The sequence below is a fragment of the Bradyrhizobium sp. SPXBL-04 genome, from assembly GCF_051853035.1.
GTDB classification, from domain to species: Bacteria; Pseudomonadota; Alphaproteobacteria; order Rhizobiales; family Xanthobacteraceae; genus Bradyrhizobium; species Bradyrhizobium zhanjiangense.
In genome coordinates, this window is record NZ_CP182472.1 from 186679 (window position 1) to 208658 (window position 21980).

At 63.3% G+C, this 21980-nt stretch carries 19 protein-coding genes; 9 read left to right on the forward strand and 10 right to left on the reverse strand.

Annotation, left to right across the window (positions count from 1 at the left end; genetic code table 11):
• Positions 1-111 precede the first annotated feature (111 nt).
• Positions 112-1251 carry a hypothetical protein gene (locus ACNJX8_RS00895; protein WP_439359275.1) on the forward strand — a complete coding sequence of 380 codons (1140 nt, stop codon included), beginning with the start codon at positions 112-114 and terminating at the stop codon, positions 1249-1251.
• 161 nt (positions 1252-1412) lie between these two features.
• Here ACNJX8_RS00895 and ACNJX8_RS00900 read toward each other — a convergent pair whose 3' ends face one another.
• Genes ACNJX8_RS00900 through ACNJX8_RS00910 form a run of 3 tightly spaced genes read right to left on the reverse strand, consistent with a single transcriptional unit; the run spans position 1413 to position 4262 of the window.
• Entirely contained in the window at positions 1413-2003 is a 591-nt protein-coding gene (locus ACNJX8_RS00900; RefSeq protein WP_128944553.1) for a Smr/MutS family protein, read from the reverse strand.
• A complete protein-coding gene (gene mltA / locus ACNJX8_RS00905) occupies positions 2000-3589 on the reverse strand; it encodes a murein transglycosylase A (RefSeq protein WP_439359276.1) in 1590 nt (529 codons plus the stop codon). Before mltA ends, ACNJX8_RS00900 begins: the two co-directional genes overlap by 4 nt.
• Complete coding sequence (locus tag ACNJX8_RS00910) at positions 3567-4262, reverse strand: Tim44/TimA family putative adaptor protein (protein WP_439359277.1); 696 nt, start codon at positions 4260-4262, stop codon at positions 3567-3569. Before ACNJX8_RS00910 ends, mltA begins: the two co-directional genes overlap by 23 nt.
• Positions 4263-4675: 413 nt before the next feature.
• Here ACNJX8_RS00910 and secB point away from each other — a divergent pair, with 413 nt between their 5' ends.
• Entirely contained in the window at positions 4676-5161 is a 486-nt protein-coding gene (gene secB / locus ACNJX8_RS00915; protein WP_091882589.1) for a protein-export chaperone SecB, read from the forward strand.
• Here secB and dnaQ read toward each other — a convergent pair.
• From dnaQ to ACNJX8_RS00935, 4 genes are read right to left on the reverse strand one after another with little or no spacing between them, the layout of a single operon-like run.
• Entirely contained in the window at positions 5158-5874 is a 717-nt protein-coding gene (gene dnaQ, locus ACNJX8_RS00920) for a DNA polymerase III subunit epsilon (protein ID WP_128930501.1), read from the reverse strand. The two genes, secB and dnaQ, sit on opposite strands and share 4 nt — an antisense overlap.
• A 30-nt stretch (positions 5875-5904) precedes the next feature.
• Positions 5905-6504: a dephospho-CoA kinase gene (gene coaE / locus ACNJX8_RS00925; RefSeq protein ID WP_439362046.1), complete on the reverse strand. Its 600-nt coding sequence runs from the start codon at positions 6502-6504 to the stop codon at positions 5905-5907.
• 23 nt (positions 6505-6527) lie between these two features.
• On the reverse strand, positions 6528-7136 hold the full coding sequence (locus tag ACNJX8_RS00930) for a Maf family protein (RefSeq protein ID WP_439359278.1): 609 nt from the start codon (positions 7134-7136) through the stop codon (positions 6528-6530).
• A 7-nt stretch (positions 7137-7143) separates the two neighbouring features.
• Complete coding sequence (locus ACNJX8_RS00935) at positions 7144-7983, reverse strand: pyruvate, water dikinase regulatory protein (RefSeq protein WP_091882598.1); 840 nt, start codon at positions 7981-7983, stop codon at positions 7144-7146.
• A gap of 524 nt (positions 7984-8507) precedes the next feature.
• Here ACNJX8_RS00935 and hemJ point away from each other — a divergent pair.
• From hemJ to ACNJX8_RS00970, 7 genes are all read left to right on the forward strand, one after another.
• Positions 8508-8930 (forward strand): protoporphyrinogen oxidase HemJ, encoded by a 423-nt coding sequence (gene hemJ, locus ACNJX8_RS00940; protein WP_091882604.1) that lies wholly within the window; start codon positions 8508-8510, stop codon positions 8928-8930.
• A gap of 253 nt (positions 8931-9183) precedes the next feature.
• Complete coding sequence (gene rho / locus ACNJX8_RS00945) at positions 9184-10449, forward strand: transcription termination factor Rho (protein ID WP_128930505.1); 1266 nt, start codon at positions 9184-9186, stop codon at positions 10447-10449.
• 315 nt (positions 10450-10764) lie between these two features.
• Positions 10765-12120: a tRNA uridine-5-carboxymethylaminomethyl(34) synthesis GTPase MnmE gene (gene mnmE, locus ACNJX8_RS00950; protein ID WP_439359279.1), complete on the forward strand. Its 1356-nt coding sequence runs from the start codon at positions 10765-10767 to the stop codon at positions 12118-12120.
• A 507-nt stretch (positions 12121-12627) separates the two neighbouring features.
• Positions 12628-14508, forward strand: coding sequence for a tRNA uridine-5-carboxymethylaminomethyl(34) synthesis enzyme MnmG (gene mnmG, locus ACNJX8_RS00955; protein ID WP_439359280.1), 1881 nt, complete (start codon positions 12628-12630; stop codon positions 14506-14508).
• 141 nt (positions 14509-14649) lie between these two features.
• Entirely contained in the window at positions 14650-15291 is a 642-nt protein-coding gene (gene rsmG / locus ACNJX8_RS00960; RefSeq protein ID WP_439362047.1) for a 16S rRNA (guanine(527)-N(7))-methyltransferase RsmG, read from the forward strand.
• A gap of 32 nt (positions 15292-15323) precedes the next feature.
• Positions 15324-16202 (forward strand): ParA family protein, encoded by an 879-nt coding sequence (locus ACNJX8_RS00965; protein ID WP_128944563.1) that lies wholly within the window; start codon positions 15324-15326, stop codon positions 16200-16202.
• Between the two features lie 156 nt (positions 16203-16358).
• Positions 16359-17243, forward strand: coding sequence for a ParB/RepB/Spo0J family partition protein (locus tag ACNJX8_RS00970; protein WP_439359281.1), 885 nt, complete (start codon positions 16359-16361; stop codon positions 17241-17243).
• 314 nt (positions 17244-17557) lie between these two features.
• On the opposite strand, the gene holA is transcribed toward ACNJX8_RS00970, so the two are convergent.
• The 3 genes from holA to leuS form a co-directional block, all read right to left on the reverse strand.
• Positions 17558-18586, reverse strand: coding sequence for a DNA polymerase III subunit delta (holA, locus tag ACNJX8_RS00975; RefSeq protein WP_439359282.1), 1029 nt, complete (start codon positions 18584-18586; stop codon positions 17558-17560).
• 135 nt (positions 18587-18721) lie between these two features.
• A complete protein-coding gene (gene lptE / locus ACNJX8_RS00980; protein ID WP_128930512.1) occupies positions 18722-19273 on the reverse strand; it encodes an LPS assembly lipoprotein LptE in 552 nt (183 codons plus the stop codon).
• Positions 19260-21884 carry a leucine--tRNA ligase gene (leuS, locus tag ACNJX8_RS00985; protein WP_439359283.1) on the reverse strand — a complete coding sequence of 875 codons (2625 nt, stop codon included), beginning with the start codon at positions 21882-21884 and terminating at the stop codon, positions 19260-19262. Before leuS ends, lptE begins: the two co-directional genes overlap by 14 nt.
• Between the last annotated feature and the right edge of the window lie 96 nt (positions 21885-21980).

The following is a 21980-nucleotide window of genomic DNA, read 5'->3' on the forward strand; positions in this document are numbered from 1 at the left end:
TGAAACAGATGGCGACTCCGATCTCGGCTCAAACGACCTTCTGTGGTTATGGGTCCCGGATCAGCACTCGCTATGCTCGCTTGTCCGGGACGACGGCTGAGTTGGCCGCCAATGCGCAGGTGCGGCGTGCCCGCTAGCCTCTGGCAAAACCCGTGGCGGCTGCTGCTCGCGATCAACGCCGCCGTCCTGGTCGGCGTCTTCCTTCACAAGATCCAGCTGCCGCCTTACGTCCCCTATATCCACCTCCTCGTCGACTACCATTTCGGCTTCATCAAGCGCGCGCTGATCGGGGCGATCGTCGCGCTGTTCACGGCGAAGGTGCCGGTGTGGCTGGTGTTCGCGCTCGGCGGGGTGACGTGGTTGGCGACGCTGGGGCTGTACGCAAGGCTGTTCCAGAAGACGTTCGGCTTCACCGCGAAGACGCTGCCGCTGTTCGTCTTCACCGCGGGCTCGCCGTTCTTCCTCAAGAACTTCATGCACACGCTCGGCCATTTCGACATCTATGGCTGTGCGCTGGCGATCGTCCTCTTGCTGATGCCGGCGGGCTCGCTGCTCTTCGTGGCGACGGCTACACTGTTCTCGATCATGCTCGTGTTGATCCATCACATCCATCTCTTGATGTATGTGCCGACGATCATCACCATCGTCGTGATCAGGCATTACCTGGCTTGCGGCTGCAATCGCACCAACAATACGTTCGGTGTCGCGGCTTTTGCCATCGTCTCCGCGCTGTTCTTCGCGGCGCAGTTTCTGGGAACGATGCCGATCCCGGAAGCGGATTTCGTCGCATATCTCAAGAGCCGGATGGCCGATCCATCCCGCACCGATCTGCTGCAATTCAGCTACATCTGGTATCAACCGCTGGCGAAGGAGGTTGCCGACACCTGGGGCCGGCTGCCGCACAACATTCTCGGCGTGCCCGTGTTTGCGGCACTGATCTGGCTGCACACGCCGCTGTGGCGTTATCTTGCGAGCCTGATCGACGCGCTTGCGAAGGATATGCACCGGCGGCTCGTCCTCGCGGCGGTGATCGGCGTCAGCCTCGCCTATCTCGTGATGTTCGCGATGGTGTTCGACTATTCGCGCTGGATCTCGAACTGGGCGGTCTGCATGTTCCTGATTCTGCACGCGGTGAAGATGCTTCCCGCCGCGCGCGAGACGCCGCCGATTCCGGCCGAGGATCGGAAGACGAACACCTTCGGCCTGATCCTCACGCTGATCCCGCGCGTCGGAATCATCCGGCCGTTCTGAGACGACTCAGTCCAACTCCGGAGACGGTGCGCTCCCTCTCCCGCTTGCGGGAGAGGGCTGGTGTGAGGGTGTCCCCACAAAGAGATTGCCCAAGATGAGAGAGCCCTCACCCGCAAGCGGGAGAGGCAAGAGAAGTCCGCGCTCGCAATCGTCCGGCCGCTCTAGACCCTCGCCCGCCGAATTCGCACGTACAGCGCACCTTCGCCGCCGTGCCCGATATGGGCCTCCTCGAAGCCGACGACGAAGGCGCGGAATTCCGGCAGGCTGAGCCATTCCGGCACCTGGCGGCGCAGCACGCCGCTTTCGCCGCCGCTGCGGCCCTTGCCGGTGATGACCAGAACGAAGGTCAGGCCGTCGTTCTGGGCGCGGTGCAGAAAGCCGGTCAACGCACGATGGGCGCGCGTCTGGGTCATGCCATGCAGGTCGAGCCGCGCTTCGATCTCGCTGCGCCCACGCGATAGCTTTGCGCGCTCGCGCTTGCCGATCGGCGCCAATGGCGGTACGGACGGTTTTGCGACGCGCGGCACCGGCGCAGCGGCGACCGGCCTTGCGGGTGGCGCGGGTCTTGCGGACGGGAGCGTCGGTGATGGCTCACCGCGCGGCGCGGCCGGCGCCTTCGCCACGCGAGACTTCCTCAGCGGCTTGACCTGTTTCGCAACATTGTCCCACAGTGCGCGCTCCTCCTCGCTCAGCGCACGGCGGCGCGGTGAGGGACGCGGCTCCAGCACGGGCGGACGGGACGATCGCTTCATTGCTGCGGGTGGGAACGACGATACACGCGCTTGCGCTGTTCGCGGTCGGGCTTGATGTTGGGACGCGGCTCCGGCAGCGGCACCGGGCTCGCTACCGCAACGGTGGCGTCCTTGGCTTGTGGCACGGCAGGCGAGGGCGCGCCAGCTTTGCCTGACTCAGCAGCTTTCGCCGCAGCCGCCGCGTTCTTCGGATCCTTGGCCGGGTCGGTCTGCGGGAACAGCTTTGCGATCTTCTCCGAGGGACGCGGGTCCGGCACCGGCAATCGCGCGCCGCGTATGCTGGGATCGAGGCTCTTGGGCACCAGCATCACGAAATGCATGGGATGGCGGAGCCGCCCGGAGACGCGGCCGGCATCCGGGCCCGCGCCGAAATAGAGATCGGCGCGCGCAGGTCCGATGATGGCCGAGCCGGTGTCCTGCGCGATCATCAGCCGGTGGAACGACGTCTTGGCGCGTTCGGAATCGATCGGCAGCTCGCCCTCAATGAAGAATGGCGTGCCGTAGACGTGCAGCGACTTGTCGACTGCGATCGAGCGGCCGGCCGTCAGCGGAATGCCCTGCGCGCCGACCGCCTCCTCCTTGTCGGAGAGATTTACCTCGCGGAAGAAGATGTAGGCGCGGTTCTGGCGGCGCAGCTCCTTGGCGCCCTCAGGATTCTGCGTCATCCATTCCCTGATCTTCTGCATCGACATCTCTTCCTTCGGAATGATGCCGCGCTCGATCAGAATGCGACCGACCGCCGTGTAGGGATAGCCGTTATAGGCGTCGTAATTGAGCCGGACCGTGCCGCCGTCGTCGAACTTGATCCGTGCCGAGCCCTGGATCTGCGCGAACAAGAGATCAGTGGGGTCCTTGAGCCAGGCGATCTCCAGCCCGCGGCCGGCGATCTTGCCGTCCTCGATCTCGCCGCGGTCATAGTAGGGCACCAGCTTGCGGCGGCCGATCTTGCGATAGACCGGACCCTTGTTGGGCAGGCTGACCGAGTCCTGCTTGTAGCCGCGCACGAACAGGTTGGAGGGGCGGCGATAGACCGGAACGTTGTAGACGTCGGTCTGCGTCCGCGATCCCTCCAGCACGGGCTCGTAATAGCCGGTGACGAAGCCGTCGGGCTCGCCGAGGCGCGAGATGCGCAACGGCGAAAAATTCTCCTCGAAGAAGGTCTTCGCTTTGGCGTCGTCGGTGAGCTCGAGCGATCTGGCGGCCCGGCAGGGCTTGCTCAGCGAGGCGCCAAGTGCTTTGGATTCGGCTTTCGGCTCAGATGGGCCGGTCTGCGCGTTGATCGACCGGCAGCTCGCACGGAAGGTCTTGTAGGCGGCGAGATGATTGTCCTCGCTCCAGCCCTTCACGTCCGCCCAGGCCAGCGGCAGATACTGCGCGCCGGAAATCTCGAACGGCAGGGGAAGCTGCGGATAGGGCAAGGCCCGCGGCGGGGCGGCAGGCAATGTCGGAAGATGATGGTGATGGCTGCGGTAGTGGCGCCGCGCCGCCTCTGCGCCGAGCGAAAACGACGACAGCACGACGACACCTGCGCAAAGCGCCGTCGCGCTGTTCTTCAGAAATATCTTAATTCGCGCTTCCGGTGCCAACCAGCTTCCAGTTCGGATCGCGAGAGGAGGTGTCGCGGGCGAAAGTCCAGATGTCGGTGATGTCGGCGACCGTGTCGGCGCTGCCGTCGACGATGTTGCCGGCCTTGTCGCGGGTGGCCGAGATCATCTGCGAGACGAAGCGCACGGTGAGCTGCGCGGTGCGGTCGCGCAGCTCGGCGCCGACGAGCTCAGCCTTGTCGATCGAGACAAAACGCGTCTCGGTCTTCTGCTCGTTCTTCTCGCGCTCCTTGATCGCGGCATCGAAGCTCTCATAGACCTCCGACGACAACAGGTCGCGCAGCGCGCGGCGGTCGCCATTGGCAAAGGCGAGCACGATCATCTCATAGGCGCCACGAGCACCCGAGATGAAATGGCGCGGGTCGAAAGTGGAATCCTTGTCGACGATGGCGTCGAGACCCTGCGCGAGTGGGGTGCCCGGCTCGGCCAGGCCCTTCCAGCGATCGGCGGGCGGGATCGGCTCGGCCGTCGGCGCCAGCGGGGCCTGGTCGATCACCTTGCCCGGCATGGTCACGACGTTCTTGTCCTGGGCACCCTGGAGCGCATTGCGGTCGAACGGCGGCCGTTCGTTGCCGGTGCGCTGTCCCAGCACGCTGCGCAGCCGCAGAAAGATAAAGACCGCCAGCGCCAGGAAAATGATAGTGTAGATGTCCACGTCGTATTCGCTTTCTGGTCTTTGCTTTTGGTCTTCGATTTGAGGTCGTCGCCGGGAAAATCAATCCGGCCAGTAGACCGTTCCATACGGAAACGGCAAGTCTACATCACCATTTAGGTCCGCGCGTCTGGTCCCTGGGATGTAGGCACGAAATCTTGCCCGGCCAATGGCGCCTTTTGGCACGGCGCTGAGTGTAGCGCGTTTTATGCTTAAGGGGAAACCCGATCCTGCCCGGAAATCGCGCTTCTTCAATCGTTTAGGGCGCAATTTCGCGCAAAAGACCGGGTGAACCGCACAGTTGCGGGCGCGGCTCCGATATCTCACCCGGGGTCGTTCGTCCTTGTAGAATGAGGCGGGCCTATGTTAGCCAACCGCCGCGAAATTCAGCCCAAATCGGGTAAGGAGAGACTTTCATGACCAACGGTAACGGCACCCCTCCCGAGGCGGCCCAGGCTCCCCAGCTCAACGTGCTGGCGCAATATACCAAGGACCTCTCGTTCGAAAATCCGAACGCGCCGAGCTCGCTCCAGCAGCAGAGCCAGCCGCCCCAGATCAACATCCAGATCAACGTCAGCGCCAACAACCTCAGCGAACAGGAGTTCGAGGTGACGTTGTCGGTCGAGGGCAAGGCCGAGGCGGCGAGCAAGGTGATGTTCTCGTTCGAGCTCGCCTATGCCGGCGTGTTCCGGATCGCCAATGTGCCGAAGGAGAATTTGCATCCGCTGGTCATGATCGAGTGCCCGCGCCTGCTGTTCCCGTTCGCGCGCGAGATCATCGCGACCGCCGTCCGCGACGGCGGGTTCCCGCCGCTGATGCTGGATCCGGTCGACTTCGTCGGTCTCTATCGTCAGAACATGGAGCGGCAAATGGCCGCTCAGGGCCAAGCCGGTCAGGCCTAACCGGCCGCCATGGCAGCTGGAGCGGGCAGGTACTCGTTCCAGATCGCCTTGTCGCCAAACGTTGCGATGAAGGCCCGGTGGGCCTCGCGTTCGGCATCGGAAACCCGCGGCGCAAGCGGCACCAGGCGCTGTCGCCGCGGCGCTTCGCCGGTCGCACTGACGCGAATCTCCTCGGTGTCCGAGGCCAGCAGCAGCTGCGACTGCCGCGCCCCAACCAGATCGACATAGACCTCGGCCAGGAGCTCGGCGTCGAGCAGCGCACCGTGCTTGGTGCGGTGTGAATTGTCGATCGCGTAGCGCGAGCAGAGATCGTCGAGCCGGTTCGACACGCCGGGATGCTTGCGCCGCGCAAGCAGCAGCGTATCGACCAGCCGCTCGCGCGGGATCGCCGCGCGCTTGATCCTATCGAGCTCGGCATTGATGAAGCTGATGTCGAACGAGGCGTTGTGGATCACCAGCGGCGCATCGCCGATGAATTCCAGAAACTCGTCGACGACCTCGTGGAACAGCGGCTTGGTCGACAGGAATTCAGCCGACAGCCCGTGCACTGCGAAGGCCTCCGCCGGCATGTCCCTTTCGGGGTTCATGTAGCGGTGGAAGGTCTGTCCGGTCGGCATGCGGTTGAAGATCTCGACACAGCCGATTTCGACCAGGCGATCGCCGCGGAGCGGATCGAGGCCGGTGGTTTCGGTATCGAGAACGATTTCGCGCATGATTGGGATGGCCGTGCAAAAATTGGCGAATCAGGATCGCCGCTGCGGCATCTTAACGACCTCGGCCAGGATGTGCTTGATTTGAGCACGCACCGGCTCAAGTCCGTGTGAGGTATCCACCACGAAATCGGCGCGCTTGCGCTTTTCGGCGTCGGGCATCTGCTTGGCGATGATGGCGTCGAGCTTTGCCTCGTCCATCGTGCCGCGCGCCAGCACCCGCTCGCGCTGAAGTTCCGGCGAGGTCGAGACCACGACCACGGCGTCGACCCGTTTCTCGCCGCCGGTCTCGAACAGGAGGGGAATGTCCAGCACCACGACGGGGACCTTGGCCGCTTCGGCCTCGGCGAAGAATTTTTTGCGGGACTCGCCCAGCATTGGATGGACGATCTGCTCGAGCTGCTTGATCGCGGCGGGATCGTGCACGACCCGCGCGGACAGTTTGGACCGGTCGACCTTGCCGTTGACGGTGGTGCCGGGGAAGGCAGCCTCGATCGCGGGAGCCGCTTCGCCTTCATACAAGTGATGAACTGCGGCATCGGCGTCGTAGACGGGAACACCAGCCTCCGCGAACAATTTCGCGGTGGTGGATTTGCCCATCCCGATCGAGCCGGTCAGTCCAAGGATCCGCATCAGCGCCCAGCCATGTCTGTCGTTCACACCGCAACTAGCCGCTCGCGGCGCAGGAACGCAAGCAGCGGCAGCAGCGGCAGGCCGAGAATGGTGAAATGGTCGCCCTCGATGCGCTCGAACAGATGGATACCCAGCCCTTCGAGCTGATAGCCGCCGACACTGGTCGCGACGGCGTCACCGGCGGCATCGAGATAGTCTGAAAGCTGGGCTTCGGTCAAATGCCGCATGGTCATGCGGGCGACCGAAACATCCTCGAAAACAATCTTTCCGTCATGCGCCACCGCCACCGCTGAATTCAGCTCGTGGCTGTTGCCGGCGAGATCGCGCAATTGCGCCATCGCCTGGGGACGACCGGCAGGTTTGTTGAAGAGGCGCTCGCCAAGAGCCAGGGTCTGGTCGGCGCCGATCACATAGCTTCCGGGATGAAGAGCCGAGACGGCCTTCGCCTTTTCGCAGGCCAGCAACAGAGCGATCGCGCGCGGGTTTGAAAGCTTCGACGCAGCCTGAAGGCCGCGCTCGTCGATGTCAGCCGTCACGCTCTCGAATTCGAAGCCAGCGTTCGCCAACAGCGTTTTCCGCGCGCTGCTTTGCGAGGCCAGAATCAACGGAGATGTGCCGCGCCACAGACCCATTGCGAAACTATTCTGAGGGCCGGTTGCGCTGGCGATCGGTGTAGAGCTTCATGATCGCCGCGGCGGTTTCCTCGATCGAGCGTCTGGTGACATCGAGCAGTGGCCAATCATGCTTGGCGCTGAGCTTGCGTGCGAACGCAACCTCCTCGGTGACCGATTGCTTGTCGGTGTAGGTGTCGCTGCCAGACTCGGCTCCCATAGAGAGCAGGCGATTCTGACGGATCTGAATCAGCCGTTCCGGAGTCGCATGCAGGCTGACGACCAGCGGACGCGTCAGCGTCTCCAATTGCGAGGGCACCGGAATGCCCGGAACCAGTGGCACGTTTGCGGTGCGGATGCCGCGATTGGCGAGATAGATCGACGTCGGCGTCTTCGAGGTGCGAGACACACCCACCAGCACCACGTCGGCCTCGTCGAGACCTTCGACATGCTGACCATCGTCGTGGATCATGGTGTAGTTCAGCGCATCGATGCGCTTGAAATATTCCGCATTGAGCACGTGCTGGGCGCCGACGCGGCCGGTGGTCGCAGCGCCGAGATACGCTTCAAATAGCTGCATCACCGGGCCGATGATCGACAGGCTCGGAACGTTGATCTCCTTGCACTTGTTCTCGAGCCTGAAGACCAGATCCTTCTCCAGCAGCGTGAACAGCACGATTCCCGGCGCCTCCTCGATCTCGTCGAGCACGCGATCGAGCTGCTTCTGGCTGCGCACCAGTGGATAGACGTGCTCGACCGGCGTCACGTTGGCGTATTGAGCCGCGACCGCGCGCGCCACGGTGATGAGTGTTTCACCGGTGGAGTCGGAGACCAGGTGCAGATGGAAATAGTTGTTCGAGGTCGGCACAAAAACTCTTTGAATTTTGGCGGGGCAGTTTGTGGATTTCTGTGGAGCTTAACCTCTCGGAAAGAGATGCGCGACACCAGGGACGGGACAACGGCCAATTTTCTTCACACCGCTGCCCGCCAGAACAAGTTTGCCGGCCGGCCGGCGCGGAAACGGGATTGCGCGGACAAGCCTCTTGATAAGCTGCCGACAAGCGGGCGCAAGCCCCTGAGACCGGGTCACTTATTCCGACCGGCCAGACCGACGCAGGAGATGTTGATGGATGTGAACAAGCGCGCGTGAAGTGGCGGACGGAATTGCGTGAGTCCAATCCACGGTCACAAAGACTCAAACCTTAAGATTCTAAAATTTTTAGGTTTAGAAGAGCCGAGCACGCGGATATGTGTGTGCGCCCAAATCTATGAATGAATTCTTACCGGACACCTTCCATCCACTGTTCGGTGAGCAGAAAGCGGTTTCGAGCAGAATGGATCCCGGTTCGCGTCGGCAAAGTGGGTCGAAAACAAGAATGGAAGGCTGCCGGCATGTATGAGTGGATCAAGGCGCTGCACGTGATCGCCGTCATCTCCTGGATGGCGGGCATGCTCTATCTGCCGCGGCTGTTCGTCTATCACTCCGAAGCCGAAATCGGCTCGAAGCAGTCCGAAACGTTCAAGGTCATGGAACGCCGGCTGCTCAAGGCGATCATCAATCCCGCCATGATGGTCACCTGGCTCGCCGGGCTCTATCTCGCCTGGTCCGGCCATTGGTTCAGCTCCGGCTGGCTGCACGTAAAACTGGCACTGGTCCTGGCAATGTCCGCGGTCCACGGCTTTTTTTCCCGCTGGCTGAAGGATTTCGCCGCCGACCGGCGCCCGCGGACCCAGAAATTCTATCGAATTATCAATGAGGTGCCGACCGTCCTGATGATTTTCATCGTGATCATGGTGATCGTGAAGCCGTTCTAGGCAAGGCGCGCGACGAATCGCTCAGCGCTTCGGCTTGCGGAGCAGGAAGCGATTTTCTATATTATCGATATCCCACCCAACGCAGGCGGATGTGGTTGTGTCCGAGCTTTCCAGAGGCCGGACACCGCATCAGGTTTGAAGCCTCATCGGCACTCTCCTTGCCAGACCTGCGGACCTTACCTGCACTGCTCGCGTCCGCATTTCAGAGCCACCTCGCACCCCCCTTCCAAGGTTACCCCACAGGACCACCCCAATGCGGGAAATTAAACTCCAGGACCTCAAGTCGAAAACCCCGGCCGAGCTGGTCTCGTTCGCGGAAGAGAACGGGGTCGAGAATGCCAGCACCATGCGCAAGCAGGAGCTGCTGTTCGCCATCCTCAAGCAGCTCTCGCTGGCCGAGACCGATATCGTTGGCGAAGGCGTCGTCGAGGTGCTCTCCGACGGCTTCGGTTTCCTGCGCTCGCCTGATGCGAATTATCTGCCCGGTCCGGACGACATCTACGTGTCGCCCTCGCAGATCCGCCGGTTCGGCCTGCGCACCGGCGACACCATCGAGGGCCATATTCGCAGCCCGAAAGAGGGCGAGCGCTATTTCGCGCTGCTGAAGGTCAACACGCTCAATTTCGAGGACCCGGAAAAGGCCAAGCACAAGGTCAATTTCGACAACCTCACGCCGCTGTTTCCGAATCAGCGCTTCCGCATGGAGATCGACGATCCTACGCGCAAGGATCTCTCCGCACGCGTGATCGACATCGTCGCGCCCATCGGCAAGGGCCAGCGCGCGCTGATCGTCGCGCCGCCGCGCACCGGTAAAACCGTGCTGATGCAGAATATCGCGCACTCGATCACCGCGAATCACCCGGACTGCTATCTGATCGTGCTCTTGATCGACGAGCGTCCGGAAGAAGTCACGGACATGCAGCGTTCGGTGAAGGGCGAGGTGGTGTCCTCCACCTTCGACGAGCCGGCGGTGCGCCACGTTCAGGTCGCCGAGATGGTGATCGAGAAGGCCAAGCGCCTGGTCGAGCATGGCCGCGACGTCGTGATCCTGCTCGATTCGATCACCCGCCTGGGGCGCGCCTACAACACCGTGGTGCCGTCATCCGGCAAGGTGCTGACCGGCGGTGTCGATGCCAACGCGCTGCAGCGTCCGAAGCGCTTCTTCGGTGCCGCCCGTAACATCGAGGAGGGCGGCTCGCTGACCATTATCGCGACCGCGCTGGTCGATACCGGCAGCCGCATGGACGAAGTCATCTTCGAAGAGTTCAAGGGCACCGGTAACTCGGAGTTGATCCTGGACCGCAAGGTCTCGGACAAGCGCACCTTCCCGGCAATTGACATCTCGCGCTCCGGCACCCGCAAGGAGGAGCTCATCACCGATCCGCAGGTGCTCAAGAAAATGTACGTGCTCCGCCGTATCCTCAACCCGATGGGTACCATGGATGCGATCGACTTCCTGCTCGACAAGCTGCGCTCGACCAAGAGCAATTCGGAGTTCTTCGACTCGATGAACACCTGAGTGCAGTGCAGCGAAAAGTTGGAGGGCGCCTTCGGGCGCCCATTTTCATTGTGCAGCTTTCCTGCGGCGAATTGCAGCAGATTAGCGGCCTCTCGCTCGAGCCCGATTTTCGGTTAAGCCTTTGACAGAATACAATAAGATTGAATTTGCTTGAGCCTGCTGGGCTTGAGCGGCTGGATCCCGCAGCAAAATTGCCGCAGCTTTATTGCATTGCAATATCAGCCTTTGTTGCGGGACTTGGCGCAGCAAAACTAGGCCACCTGGCGTTCGAAAATGGTGGATTTGCCTTTTCTCCCGCAGCCGGACAAATAGGCCATGCATCCGCAAGACCAGACCATCTTTGCGCTGTCGTCCGGCCGTCCGCCGAGCGCGATTGCGATGGTGCGCGTCTCCGGGCCGCAGGCCGGCGTGGTGTTGACGACGCTGACGGGTACGCTGCCTGCGCCGCGGCAGGCCAGCCGCCGATTGCTCCGTGACGGTATGGGCCAACCGATCGACGACGCAGTCGTGCTCTGGTTTCCGGGACCGGCAAGCGCGACCGGCGAGGACGTCGCCGAATTCCACGTCCATGGCGGACGTGCGGTGCTTTCGGCGCTTCTCGCATCTATTTCTGATATACCGAATACGCGGGCGGCCGAGCCTGGTGAGTTCACGCGGCGCGCGTTCGAAAACGGCAAGCTCGACCTCACCGAGGCCGAGGGCCTCGACGATCTCATCCACGCCGACACCGACCGCCAGCGGCGTCAGGCGCTGCGCCAATTGCAAGGCCTGCTCGGCCATCGCGCGCGCGATTGGCGTGAGCGCATCATCGAGGCTTCTGCCCTGATCGAAGCCGGCATCGATTTCTCGGACGAGGGCGATGTGCCTGCCGAGCTCCTGGCACCGGCCATCAAGGCGATCCGAGCGCTGCATGGTGAAATTGCAGAAGTCCTTGCGGCACAGGGACAAGCTGAACGTCTGCGCGATGGCCTGGTGGTTGCGATCGCAGGCGAGCCGAATGTCGGCAAGTCGACGCTGATGAATCAGCTCGCCCGCCGCGAGGTTGCGATCGTCTCGCCGCATGCCGGCACCACACGCGATGTGATCGAGGTACAGCTCGATCTCGATGGCTACCCCGTGACGGTGATCGACACCGCCGGTATTCGCGAAACCGATGATCCGGTGGAGCAGGAGGGCGTGCGCCGGGCGCAGGCCAGGGCCGAAGACGCAGATCTCGTGCTGTGGTTGGTGGAGGGATCGCAGGCCATCGATCCCGACGCGACGCGGTCGCTGTGGAAGGCCGGCGAAGGCGATCGGACCGGTGGCTCGATCTGGATCGTGCGCAACAAGATCGATCTCGGTGGGGTGGGGGAAGCCGGGCCGCGCGGCGAGTTCGGGATCTCGGCGAGCCGGGGCGATGGCATCCCTCAGCTGGTCGACGCACTGGTGACATTTGCTTCTGAATTCTTCGGAACCAGCGAGGGCGCATTGGTGACCCGGGCGCGCCAACGCGACCTGTTGCGCCAAGCGGCGGACAGCTTGCGCCAAAGCTTGGAGCTTGTAGAAGAGGGCGAAGAACTTGCCGCGGAGGAACTACGTGCCGCCGCCTATGCCCTGGGTCGGCTGCTGGGCCGGGTGGATGTCGAAGACGTCCTTGGGGCCATCTTCCAGAAATTCTGCATTGGAAAGTAGCGCTAGTTCTTCATTGTAGGATTAGCGCTTGTTCCATTTCTTGCGCCTGAAAGTGGGTCAGGTGAAATAGCTTTACGAGTTCCGGCCTTTTGTTTCACGTGAAACAGACTGCCTGACCCGTTTCGATCTTGGTCTCTTCGATCTAGGCCCGAAAACAGCGACGGCCGGAATCGAAACCTAGCGCTCAATCTCGTTATTGCGAGGAGCCCTTGCGACGAAGCAATCCAGTCTGCCTCCCGAGAGAAGATGCTGGATTGCTTCGCTGCGCTCGCAATGACGGGCGGGGGCGTCGATCTCGCTCAATGTTGAAATACTTAGGCATCGAAACATGGCGGGCTTCACTGTCCTACCTCCCATCGAACGGCGCCTTATTGTTTCACGTGAAACAACCGTTCAACGCCCTTTCTACTGTGCATGGGGTTGTTTTTTACGAAATCGCTTTTCGCCCATGCATCTCACCCAGTTTTCCGCTTCCGGCTTTTCCGCCTCTGAGCTAGAAGTCCGCTCATGCGAACAGAGCGAGAGAGTTTCGACGTCATCGTCATCGGTGGTGGTCACGCCGGCTGTGAAGCCGCGGCTGCTGCTGCGCGGATGGGTGCAGCGACCGCTCTGGTGACGCACCGTTTCTCCACTGTCGGCGCCATGTCCTGCAACCCCGCCATTGGCGGTCTCGGCAAAGGCCATCTGGTCCGCGAAGTCGATGCTCTCGATGGTCTGATGGGTCGCGTCGGCGACGCCGGCGGCATTCAATTTCGCGTCCTCAATCGCCGCAAGGGTCCCGCTGTTCGTGGTCCTCGCGCTCAGGCCGACCGGAAGCTCTATGCGGCCGCGATGCAGGCCGCGATCCGGGAAACCGAGGGTCTTTCCGTCATCGAGGGTGAGGCTGACGAGCTGATCGTGGTGGAAGGCCGGGTCACCGGTCTGCGCCTGGCTGATGGCCGGCAGCTTCGAGCAGAGGCGATTGTCGTCACCACCGGCACTTTCCTGCGCGGCCTGATCCATCTCGGTGAGGAGAATTGGCCCGCCGGTCGTGTGGGCGAGGCGCCGGCGATGGGCCTGTCCAGCTCCTTTGAGCGTGCCGGCTTTACCCTCGGACGGCTGAAGACGGGGACTCCACCCCGTCTGGACGGCACCACGATCGATTGGTCGGCGGTCGAAATGCAGCCCGGAGACGAACCACCGGAGCCGTTCTCGGTGATGACGGAGCGGATTACGACCCCGCAGATCCAGTGTGGGATCACCCGGACCACCTCGGCGACCCATGAGGTGATCCGGGCCAATGTCCATCGCTCCCCGATGTATTCCGGTCAGATCAAGAGCTCCGGTCCGCGCTATTGTCCGTCGATCGAGGACAAGATCGTCCGCTTCGGCGACCGCGATGGCCATCAGATCTTCCTGGAGCCGGAAGGGCTCGACGATACGACCGTCTATCCCAACGGCATCTCGACCTCGCTTCCCGAAGAGGTCCAGCTCGCGATCCTCGCCAGCATTCCAGGCCTGGAACGGGTGAAGATGGTCCGTCCGGGCTATGCCATCGAATACGACCACATCGATCCCCGGGAGCTCGATCCGACCCTCCAGACCAAGCGTTTGCGCGGTCTGTTCCTGGCAGGGCAGATCAACGGCACCACCGGATACGAGGAGGCCGCCGGGCAGGGCATCGTGGCCGGCCTCAACGCAGCGCTCTCCGCCAGCGGGGCCGCACTGACCGTGTTCGACCGGGCGGATGGCTATCTCGGTGTGATGATCGATGACCTCGTCACCCGCGGGATCAGCGAGCCCTATCGGATGTTCACCTCCCGGGCCGAATACCGGCTGACGCTGCGGGCCGACAACGCGGATCAGCGTCTGACCGAGAAGGGCATCGCCTTGGGGTGTGTCGGCAGTGCCCGCACGCAGCACCATCGCGCCAAGATGGATGCCCTGAACGCAGCCCGGACGCTCTCGAAGTCGCTCACGATCACCCCGAACGAGGCGATCAAGCACGGCCTGTCCCTGAACCGCGATGGCCAGCGCCGGTCCGCCTTCGAGCTGATGGCGTATCCAGATATTGGCTGGAGTCAGGTCCGCGCGATCTGGCCGGAGCTGTCGGCGATCGACCCCGTCATCGCCACCCATCTTGAGATCGATGCCAAATACGACGTCTACCTGGAGCGCCAGAGCGCCGATGTCGAAGCCTTCCGACGCGACGAGGGGATGGTGCTGGCTGAGGTCGACTACCAGCGGGTGCCTGGTCTCTCCAATGAGGTGCGGGCCAAGCTGGAAAAGGCCCGGCCGTTCACGGTCGGCCAGGCCGGCCGGATCGATGGGATGACGCCGGCGGCGCTCGGCATTCTCGCTGCCCATCTGCGGCGCGAGGCCCGGAAGATCTCAAAGGCGATCGCATAGGCGTTTCACGTGAAACATCGCGGGCCGGGAGGCGGCAGATCGTCATCAAGAAAATCCGCGGCGGGTGAGGGCGCCGGCGGTCGACCCGAGCCGAGGCCGACCAGACCGAAGATCGACAAGGCCAGCGCCACCGATCAATCACTGGACGCGGTCATCGCTGCCGACAAGATCGCGGCGCTCAAGCTCGCGCCCGTTTCACATGAAACGGAAGACCGGCTCGATCGCTTCATCGCCTTGCTCCGGGAGTGGCAGGCCAAGACCAACCTCGTCGCGCCCTCGACGCTGCCGCACCTTTGGACCCGGCACATCGCCGACTCGCTTCAGCTCGTGGATCTCGCACCGGCGGCAAAACGCTGGGCCGATCTCGGCAGCGGCGGTGGCTTCCCGGGCGTCGTGCTCGCCTGCGCCATGGCCGGGACGCCGGATGCCCGCGTCCATCTCGTCGAGCGAATCGCCAAGAAGGCCGCATTCCTGCGCGAGGCGATTCGCGTCACCACATCTCCAGGGCTCGTACATCTCGCTGAGATCGGGGATAATGTGGATAGAATCACCGGCCCCGTCGATTGCGTCACCGCGCGCGCGTTGGCTCCGCTACATCAACTTATCGGCTTTGCGGAGCCGCTGATGCGCCAGGGCGCAAAAGCGTTGTTTCTCAAGGGTCAAGATGTAGAGGCTGAATTGACCGAAGCCACTAAATATTGGAATATTCAGCCTCAGCTCCATCCAAGCCGCACCGGTGACGGGTGGATCGTGGAACTGACGTCCGTCGAACGGCGCGGGTGAGGCGTTCAGGGGCCTGAGTGGGGGAATTTGCGATGAGCGTGATTGACGAGCCGCAGCAAGAACAGAGCGCCCAAGAGACCAATGAGGTGACCAATGAGGTGCCGCCTGGCCACCCCCGCATCCTGGCGCTGGCGAATCAGAAGGGCGGCGTGGGAAAAACAACCACAGCGATCAATCTCGGCACGGCGCTCGCGGCGATCGGCGAACGCGTCCTGATCGTCGATCTCGACCCGCAGGGCAACGCCTCGACCGGCCTCGGCATCGATCGCCGCAGCCGTTCGTGCTCCACGTATGACGTGCTGGTCGGCGAAGCCGCCTTGCGCGAGGCGGTGGTCTCGACCGCCGTGCCGCGGCTGCACATCGCGCCCTCGACCATGGATCTCTCCGGCCTCGAGCTCGAGCTCGGCACCACGCCCGGCCGCGCCTTCAAGCTGCGCGACGCCATCGGCGCGCTCAACAACAATGTCTCGCCGGACGCCGACTACACCTATGTGCTGATCGACTGCCCGCCCTCGCTCAACCTGCTCACGGTGAACGCGATGGCGGCGTCCGATGCGATCCTGGTGCCGTTGCAATGCGAGTTCTTCGCGCTCGAAGGTCTGTCGCAATTGCTGCAGACGGTCGAGCAGGTGCGCTCGACGCTCAACCCCAACCTGTCGATCCACGGCATCGTGCTGACCATGTTCGACTCGCGCAACAACCTCTCGAACCAGGTCGTTGCCGACGTCCGCCAGTTCATGGGCGAGAAAGTCTACAAGACCATGATCCCGCGCAACGTGCGCATCTCGGAAGCGCCGTCCTACGGCAAGCCGGTGCTGGTCTACGATCTCAAATGCGTCGGCAGCGAAGCGTATTTGCGGCTCGCCACCGAAGTGATCCAGCGCGAGCGCGAGCTGCGCATGACGCATTGACGCTGCCGTAGGGTGGGCAAAGCGAAGCGTGCCCACCAAAACCATTCGATTGAAAGATGGTGGGCACGGCGCGAAGACGCGCCTTTGCCCACCCTACGATCGAGAGTGTGAAATTCAGTTCTGGAGTGCTGCACCGTGAATCCAAGGGAGCTGGCGATGGCCGACGAAGCGCGTTCGCGACTGGGCCGAGGTCTTGCGAGTCTGATCGGTGATGTCGGCGGCGAGGCTCAGCATGTCGATCGTCCGCGCGCGCAGCGCAAGGTGCCGATCGAATTCATCAAGGCCAATCCGCGCAATCCGCGCCGTACCTTTTCGGAGGCCGAGCTCAAGGAGCTCTCCGACTCCATCAAGCAGCACGGCGTGATCCAGCCGATCGTGGTGCGACCGGTGAAGGGCACACAGGACCGCTACGAGATCATCGCCGGCGAACGGCGCTGGCGCGCTTCGCAAATGGCCGGCCTGCACGAAGTGCCGATCGTGCCGGTCGACATCAGCGATAGCGATGCGCTGGAGTTCGCAATCGTCGAGAACGTGCAGCGCGAAGACCTCAACCCGATGGAAGAGGCGCAGGGCTATCACGCGCTCGCAAACGAGTTCAAACGCAGCCAGGATGACATCGCAAGAGTCGTCGGCAAGAGCCGCAGCCACGTCGCCAACATGATGCGGCTGACGAAGCTCCCGGCCGAGGTGCAGGCCTTCATCGCGACCGGCGAGCTGACGGCCGGCCATGCCCGCGCGCTGATCGGCGTGCCCGATCCGCTCGCAGCCGCCAAGCGCATCGTTGAGGAGGGCCTCAATGTTCGTCAGGCCGAGGCGTTGGCGCATGAAGAGGGCGTGCCGGAGCGCAAGCCGCAGAAGGCGCGCGCTGGCGCGAAGGAAAAGGACCCCGATACGATCGATCTCGAAAAGCGCGTCAGCGACGCGCTCGGGCTCAAGGTCACCGTCAATCACCGTGATCCCGGCGGCTCCGTGCAGATCAACTATCGCAACCTCGATCAGCTCGACGAGGTGGTGAAGCGGCTGGCGAAGGGCGGGATTTGATCGCGGCCGCGACCTGCTCCGGCATTGTGAGCCGGGCAATCGGCTGTACCCTCGGCGTCGTCCTGGCGAAAGCCAGGACCCATACCGCGTGATCTATCGATCGTGGAAGGTCGCAGTACCGGATCACATCTTCGCCAAACGTCTCGCTGCAGCATTGAGTCCTGGCTTTCGCCAGGACGACAGTTGCGTGTGTGGCGCGTCTACATCAATCACGTCATTGCGAGCGAAGCGAAGCAATCCAGAATCTTTCCGCGGAAGGATTCTGGATTGCTTCGTCGCAAGTGCTCCTCGCAATGACGTGGTGAGAGCCGCGCTTACCCCCGCCGCTTCGCATTCGCGGCGATCGCCATCAGCGTGCGCTGGGCGATGGCGGCGGCGAGGGTGGACTGCTTGCGGGTCTCGAGCGCGGCTGTCGCGAGCTGCTCGATGATGGCGGCAAGCCGGACCGGGCTGAAATTGCGCAGCGCCGTTTCGACTGCGGGCTTTCGCGAGAAGTGCAGCCGTGGAAAGCCGCCGTCGAGCACGGCAGAGGCCGGCGTGCCGTCGGCAATCGCGAGCGCCGATTTGTGCAGCCACGCGGCCTGACGCTGCGCGGCGGAGATGATCACGCCGGGATAGGTGCCGGCGATCATGGCCTTGGCGAATTCGGTCTCGACGATGTCGGGTCGGCCGGCGAAGGCGCCGTCGACGATGGGATCGAGCTTCAGCTCGGAGGCATCGGCGACCACGGACATCACGTCGTCCAGCGTGATCTCGCCTTTGCCATGGGCATAGAGCATGAGCTTGCGCAGCTCGTTGCGCGAGGCCTGGCGGTCGCCGCCGAGGAACGACATCAGCGCCGCGCGGGCATCCTGCGCGATGCGCAAATTGGCAGTGCGGAGCTCGTCCTCCATCAGCTTGGCGAGGTCGCGCTCGGTGTCGGGGTAGCAGCCGATCGCGACCGCCGTCTTGGCGCGCTCACAGGCTTTGCGCAGCGGCGATTCCGGGCGCAGCTCGCCGGCCTCGATCACGATGCGGCAATCTTTCACGCTCATCTCGGCCAGGGTGTCGATGCCGCTGGCAAAGCTGCGCGAGCCGGCGCGGACGCGGATGGCGCGGCGGCCGCCGAACAGCGGCACGGTCATGGCCTCGTCAACGAGGCGGGACGGCTCGGCGGAGAGCTCGTCGCCATCGAGCTTGACCAGTGAGAATGGATCGTTGGGATCGTCGACGGCGGATGCGATCAGCGCATCGGCGCGCTCGCGCACGAGGCCCGCGTCAGGACCGTAGAGCAGGATGATCGGACGGCCCGCATCGGGGTGGGCGAGGAAGGCATCGATCTCTTTTCCGCGCAGCGCGACCATGCCGCCTCAAAACTCGTCATTCCGGGGGGCCCGAAGGGCGAACTACGGCGCGCAATTGCGCGCCTGAGAATCTCGATCCACAATCTCTGGATTCCGGGTTCTCGCTTCGCGAGCCCCGGAATGAACTGGAATGAATCAGGTGCCGGCGGTGAAGAACGAGGCGAGCCGGGTCGTGATGTTCTCGGCGATCTCGTTGGCGGCACGATCCTCGGCGTCGCGATAGGCCCGGTTGCGGGCGAAGCGCTGGTAGGAGCCGGGCATGTCGTAGGACACACGCGAGAAAGTGGTGCCGGTCATCACCGATTTGCCGCTGACGACCTCGATCAGATTGTACTGGGCGTCGATGCCGTAATTCTCGCTGGTCGGCAGACCGGTCGCGGCGCTGACGATCAGCGAGGAGCGGGTGGATGTGAAGCGGATCTCCAGGCGGTGCGTCGGTGGCATGCCTGTCGCCGTGCCGTAGAGCTTGAAGGCCAGGGCATTGCGGACCTCGACGCCAACGCGCGCCTCGCGCGACGCGTTCGGCTTGGCGATCGGCGGCAGCTCGACCCCCATCAGCTTCTCGCGCAGGCCGGGAGTGCCGTCGTTACGCTCGGCATACATCGGCTGGAAGCAGCCGGCCGTCAGCGCCGCCAGGGCGGCGACCGCCAGCAAGCGGGCTGCGATGCGGATCCTAGCCGACAACATTCACGATCCTCTTGGGGACGATGATCACCTTGCGAACGGGCTTGCCGTCCAGGGCCAGCTTTACCGCATCGAGGGCCAAAACGGCAGCCTCGATTTCCGGATTCTGGGCCACTGTTGCAACCGTGACCTCACCCCGCTTCTTGCCATTGACCTGGACCACCAGGGTCACGCTGTCTTCAACCAGCAAATCGCGTTCGATTTGGGGCCAATTGGCCTCCGAAACCAGCCCGCTCTGGCCCAAAGCCTGCCAGCACTCTTCGGCCAGATGCGGCATCATCGGGGAGAACAGCTGGACCAGGATCTGGCCGGCCTCCCGGATCGCCCAGGCCAGGTCCGCGGCAGGCTGGCCGGGGCGCTGGAGCACCTCGGACAGGGCATTGGCGAATTCGCGGATATGGGCGAGGCAGACGTTGAAGTGCAGCCGCTCGATGCCGGTCGTGACCTTGTCCAGGGCGCCATGGGCGGCCTTGCGCAAGGCGGTCGCATCCGTCCCGAACGAAGCTGGCCGGGCCGCCGGAGCGTCCTTGCCGAGTTCCTTCGCATCGTTCACCAGCCGCCATAGCCGCTGCACGAAGCGCGATGCGCCCTGGACGCGCTCGTCGCTCCAGATCACGTCGCGGTCGGGCGGGGAGTCCGACAGCATGAACCAGCGCGCGACGTCGGCACCATAGGACTCGATGATGTCGTCGGGATCGACCGTGTTCTTCTTCGACTTCGACATCTTCTCGATCGGGCCGATCTGGATGTCTTCGCCGGTCGCGAGCAGCGTGGCGCGGCGACCATTGCCGCCGACCTCGACCTTGACCTCGGCCGGCTGCACATAGGTGCCGTCGGCCTTCTGGTAGGTCTCGTGCACCACCATGCCCTGGGTGAACTGGCCGGCGAACGGCTCGTCCAGCGCAATGTGCCCGGTCGCCTTCATCGCGCGGGTGAAGAAGCGCGCGTAGAGCAAATGCAGGATCGCATGCTCGACACCGCCAATATACCAATCGACCGGCATCAGCCGATCGACCACCGACCGCGTGGTCGGCGCCTTCTCGTTCCAGGGATCGGTGAAGCGCGCAAAGTACCAGGACGAATCCACGAAGGTGTCCATGGTGTCGGTCTCACGCTGCGCCTTGCCGCCGCATTTCGGGCAGGTGACGTGCTTCCAGGTCGGGTGATGATCGAGCGCGTTGCCGGGCTTGTCGAAGGTCGCATCCTCCGGCAGCGTCACCGGCAAATCGGCATCCGGCACCGGCACCACATCGCATTTCGGGCAATGGATGACGGGAATCGGGCAGCCCCAATAGCGCTGGCGCGAAATGCCCCAGTCGCGCAGGCGGAAATTGACCTGCCGCTCGCCGACCGCCGCATTGCCGCGCAGCTCGCCTTCCAGCCGCTTCGCCACCTCTTCCTTGGCTTGATCAATCGTCATGCCGTCAAGGAAGCGCGAATTGATGATGCGGCCATCACCGTCATAGGCGATGTCGGTGATGACGAATGTCTTCGGGTCCTGGCCCTCGGGGCACACCACCGGCGTGTTGCCGAGATTGTACTTGTTGACGAAGTCGAGGTCGCGCTGGTCGTGCGCCGGGCAGCCGAAGATCGCGCCAGTGCCATATTCCATCAGCACGAAATTGGCGACATAGACCGGCAGCTTCCAGGAGGGATCGAACGGGTGCACCGCGCGGATGCCGGTGTCAAAGCCCTGCTTCTCCGCGGTGTCGATGATCTCCTGCGCGGTGCCGATCTTCTTGATCTCGGTGATGAACTCCGCAAGCTTAGGGTTCTTCGCGGCGGCCGCCTGCGCCAATGGATGATCCGCCGAGATCGCCATGAACTTCGCGCCGAACAGCGTGTCCGGGCGCGTCGTGAAGATCTTCAGCTCGTTCTCGCCGGCCGGCGTCGTCGCCGCATCCAGCGCGAAGCGGATCAACAGGCCTTCGGAGCGGCCGATCCAGTTGCGCTGCATCAGCCGCACCTTGTCGGGCCAGCGGTCGAGCCCATCGAGCGCGGACAGCAGCTCCTGCGAGTATTTCGTGATCTTGAAGACCCACTGATTCATCTCGCGCTGCTCGACGACAGCGCCGGAACGCCAGCCGCGGCCGTCGATCACCTGCTCGTTGGCGAGCACGGTCATGTCGACGGGGTCCCAGTTCACTTTGCGCTTCTCGCGCTCGGCGAGGCCTGCGCGCAGGAAGTCCAGGAACATCTTCTGCTGGTGCTTGTAGTAGGAGGGATCGCAGGTCGCGATCTCTCTGGACCAGTCCAGCGACAGCCCGATCGAGCGGAGCTGCTTCTTCATCGCGGCGATGTTGTCGTAGGTCCAGGCTTTCGGCGCGACCTTGCGTTCGATCGCCGCGTTCTCGGCCGGCAGGCCGAAGGCGTCCCAGCCCATCGGATGCAGCACGTTGAACCCCTTGGCGCGCTTGAAGCGGGCCAGCACGTCGCCGAGCGTGTAATTGCGGACATGGCCGATATGGATGCGCCCGGACGGGTAAGGGAACATCTCGAGGACGTAGTATTTCGGCCGCGAATCGTCGTTTCGGGAGACGAAGATCGCCTGTTCGTCCCAGAGGCGTTGCCAGCGCGGTTCGGCGTCGCGGGCGTTGTAGCGTTCGGAGGTCATGGAATCGTTGGCTTTTCGTGGTTCGGCCGGCTTAAAGACGGCGGACTAGGCCATAGAAGTCCGCAAGGGGTCAATGGGTTGCCGCAATCTGGGGAA

What these genes read in the sequence shown, in the direction of transcription:
- lptE (WP_128930512.1), bottom strand. Translation starts at nt 19,273, where the DNA reads ATGTTGTCGGCTAGGATCCGCATCGCAGCCCGCTTGCTGGCGGTCGCC.
- secB (WP_091882589.1), top strand. Translation starts at nt 4,676, where the DNA reads ATGACCAACGGTAACGGCACCCCTCCCGAGGCGGCCCAGGCTCCCCAG.
- ACNJX8_RS00895 (WP_439359275.1), top strand. Translation starts at nt 112, where the DNA reads ATGCGCAGGTGCGGCGTGCCCGCTAGCCTCTGGCAAAACCCGTGGCGG.
- holA (WP_439359282.1), bottom strand. Translation starts at nt 18,586, where the DNA reads ATGGTCGCGCTGCGCGGAAAAGAGATCGATGCCTTCCTCGCCCACCCC.
- ACNJX8_RS00965 (WP_128944563.1), top strand. Translation starts at nt 15,324, where the DNA reads ATGAGCGTGATTGACGAGCCGCAGCAAGAACAGAGCGCCCAAGAGACC.
- dnaQ (WP_128930501.1), bottom strand. Translation starts at nt 5,874, where the DNA reads ATGCGCGAAATCGTTCTCGATACCGAAACCACCGGCCTCGATCCGCTC.
- hemJ (WP_091882604.1), top strand. Translation starts at nt 8,508, where the DNA reads ATGTATGAGTGGATCAAGGCGCTGCACGTGATCGCCGTCATCTCCTGG.
- ACNJX8_RS00930 (WP_439359278.1), bottom strand. Translation starts at nt 7,136, where the DNA reads ATGGGTCTGTGGCGCGGCACATCTCCGTTGATTCTGGCCTCGCAAAGC.
- mnmG (WP_439359280.1), top strand. Translation starts at nt 12,628, where the DNA reads ATGCGAACAGAGCGAGAGAGTTTCGACGTCATCGTCATCGGTGGTGGT.
- mnmE (WP_439359279.1), top strand. Translation starts at nt 10,765, where the DNA reads ATGCATCCGCAAGACCAGACCATCTTTGCGCTGTCGTCCGGCCGTCCG.
- ACNJX8_RS00970 (WP_439359281.1), top strand. Translation starts at nt 16,359, where the DNA reads ATGGCCGACGAAGCGCGTTCGCGACTGGGCCGAGGTCTTGCGAGTCTG.
- leuS (WP_439359283.1), bottom strand. Translation starts at nt 21,884, where the DNA reads ATGACCTCCGAACGCTACAACGCCCGCGACGCCGAACCGCGCTGGCAA.
- coaE (WP_439362046.1), bottom strand. Translation starts at nt 6,504, where the DNA reads ATGCGGATCCTTGGACTGACCGGCTCGATCGGGATGGGCAAATCCACC.
- ACNJX8_RS00900 (WP_128944553.1), bottom strand. Translation starts at nt 2,003, where the DNA reads ATGAAGCGATCGTCCCGTCCGCCCGTGCTGGAGCCGCGTCCCTCACCG.
- rho (WP_128930505.1), top strand. Translation starts at nt 9,184, where the DNA reads ATGCGGGAAATTAAACTCCAGGACCTCAAGTCGAAAACCCCGGCCGAG.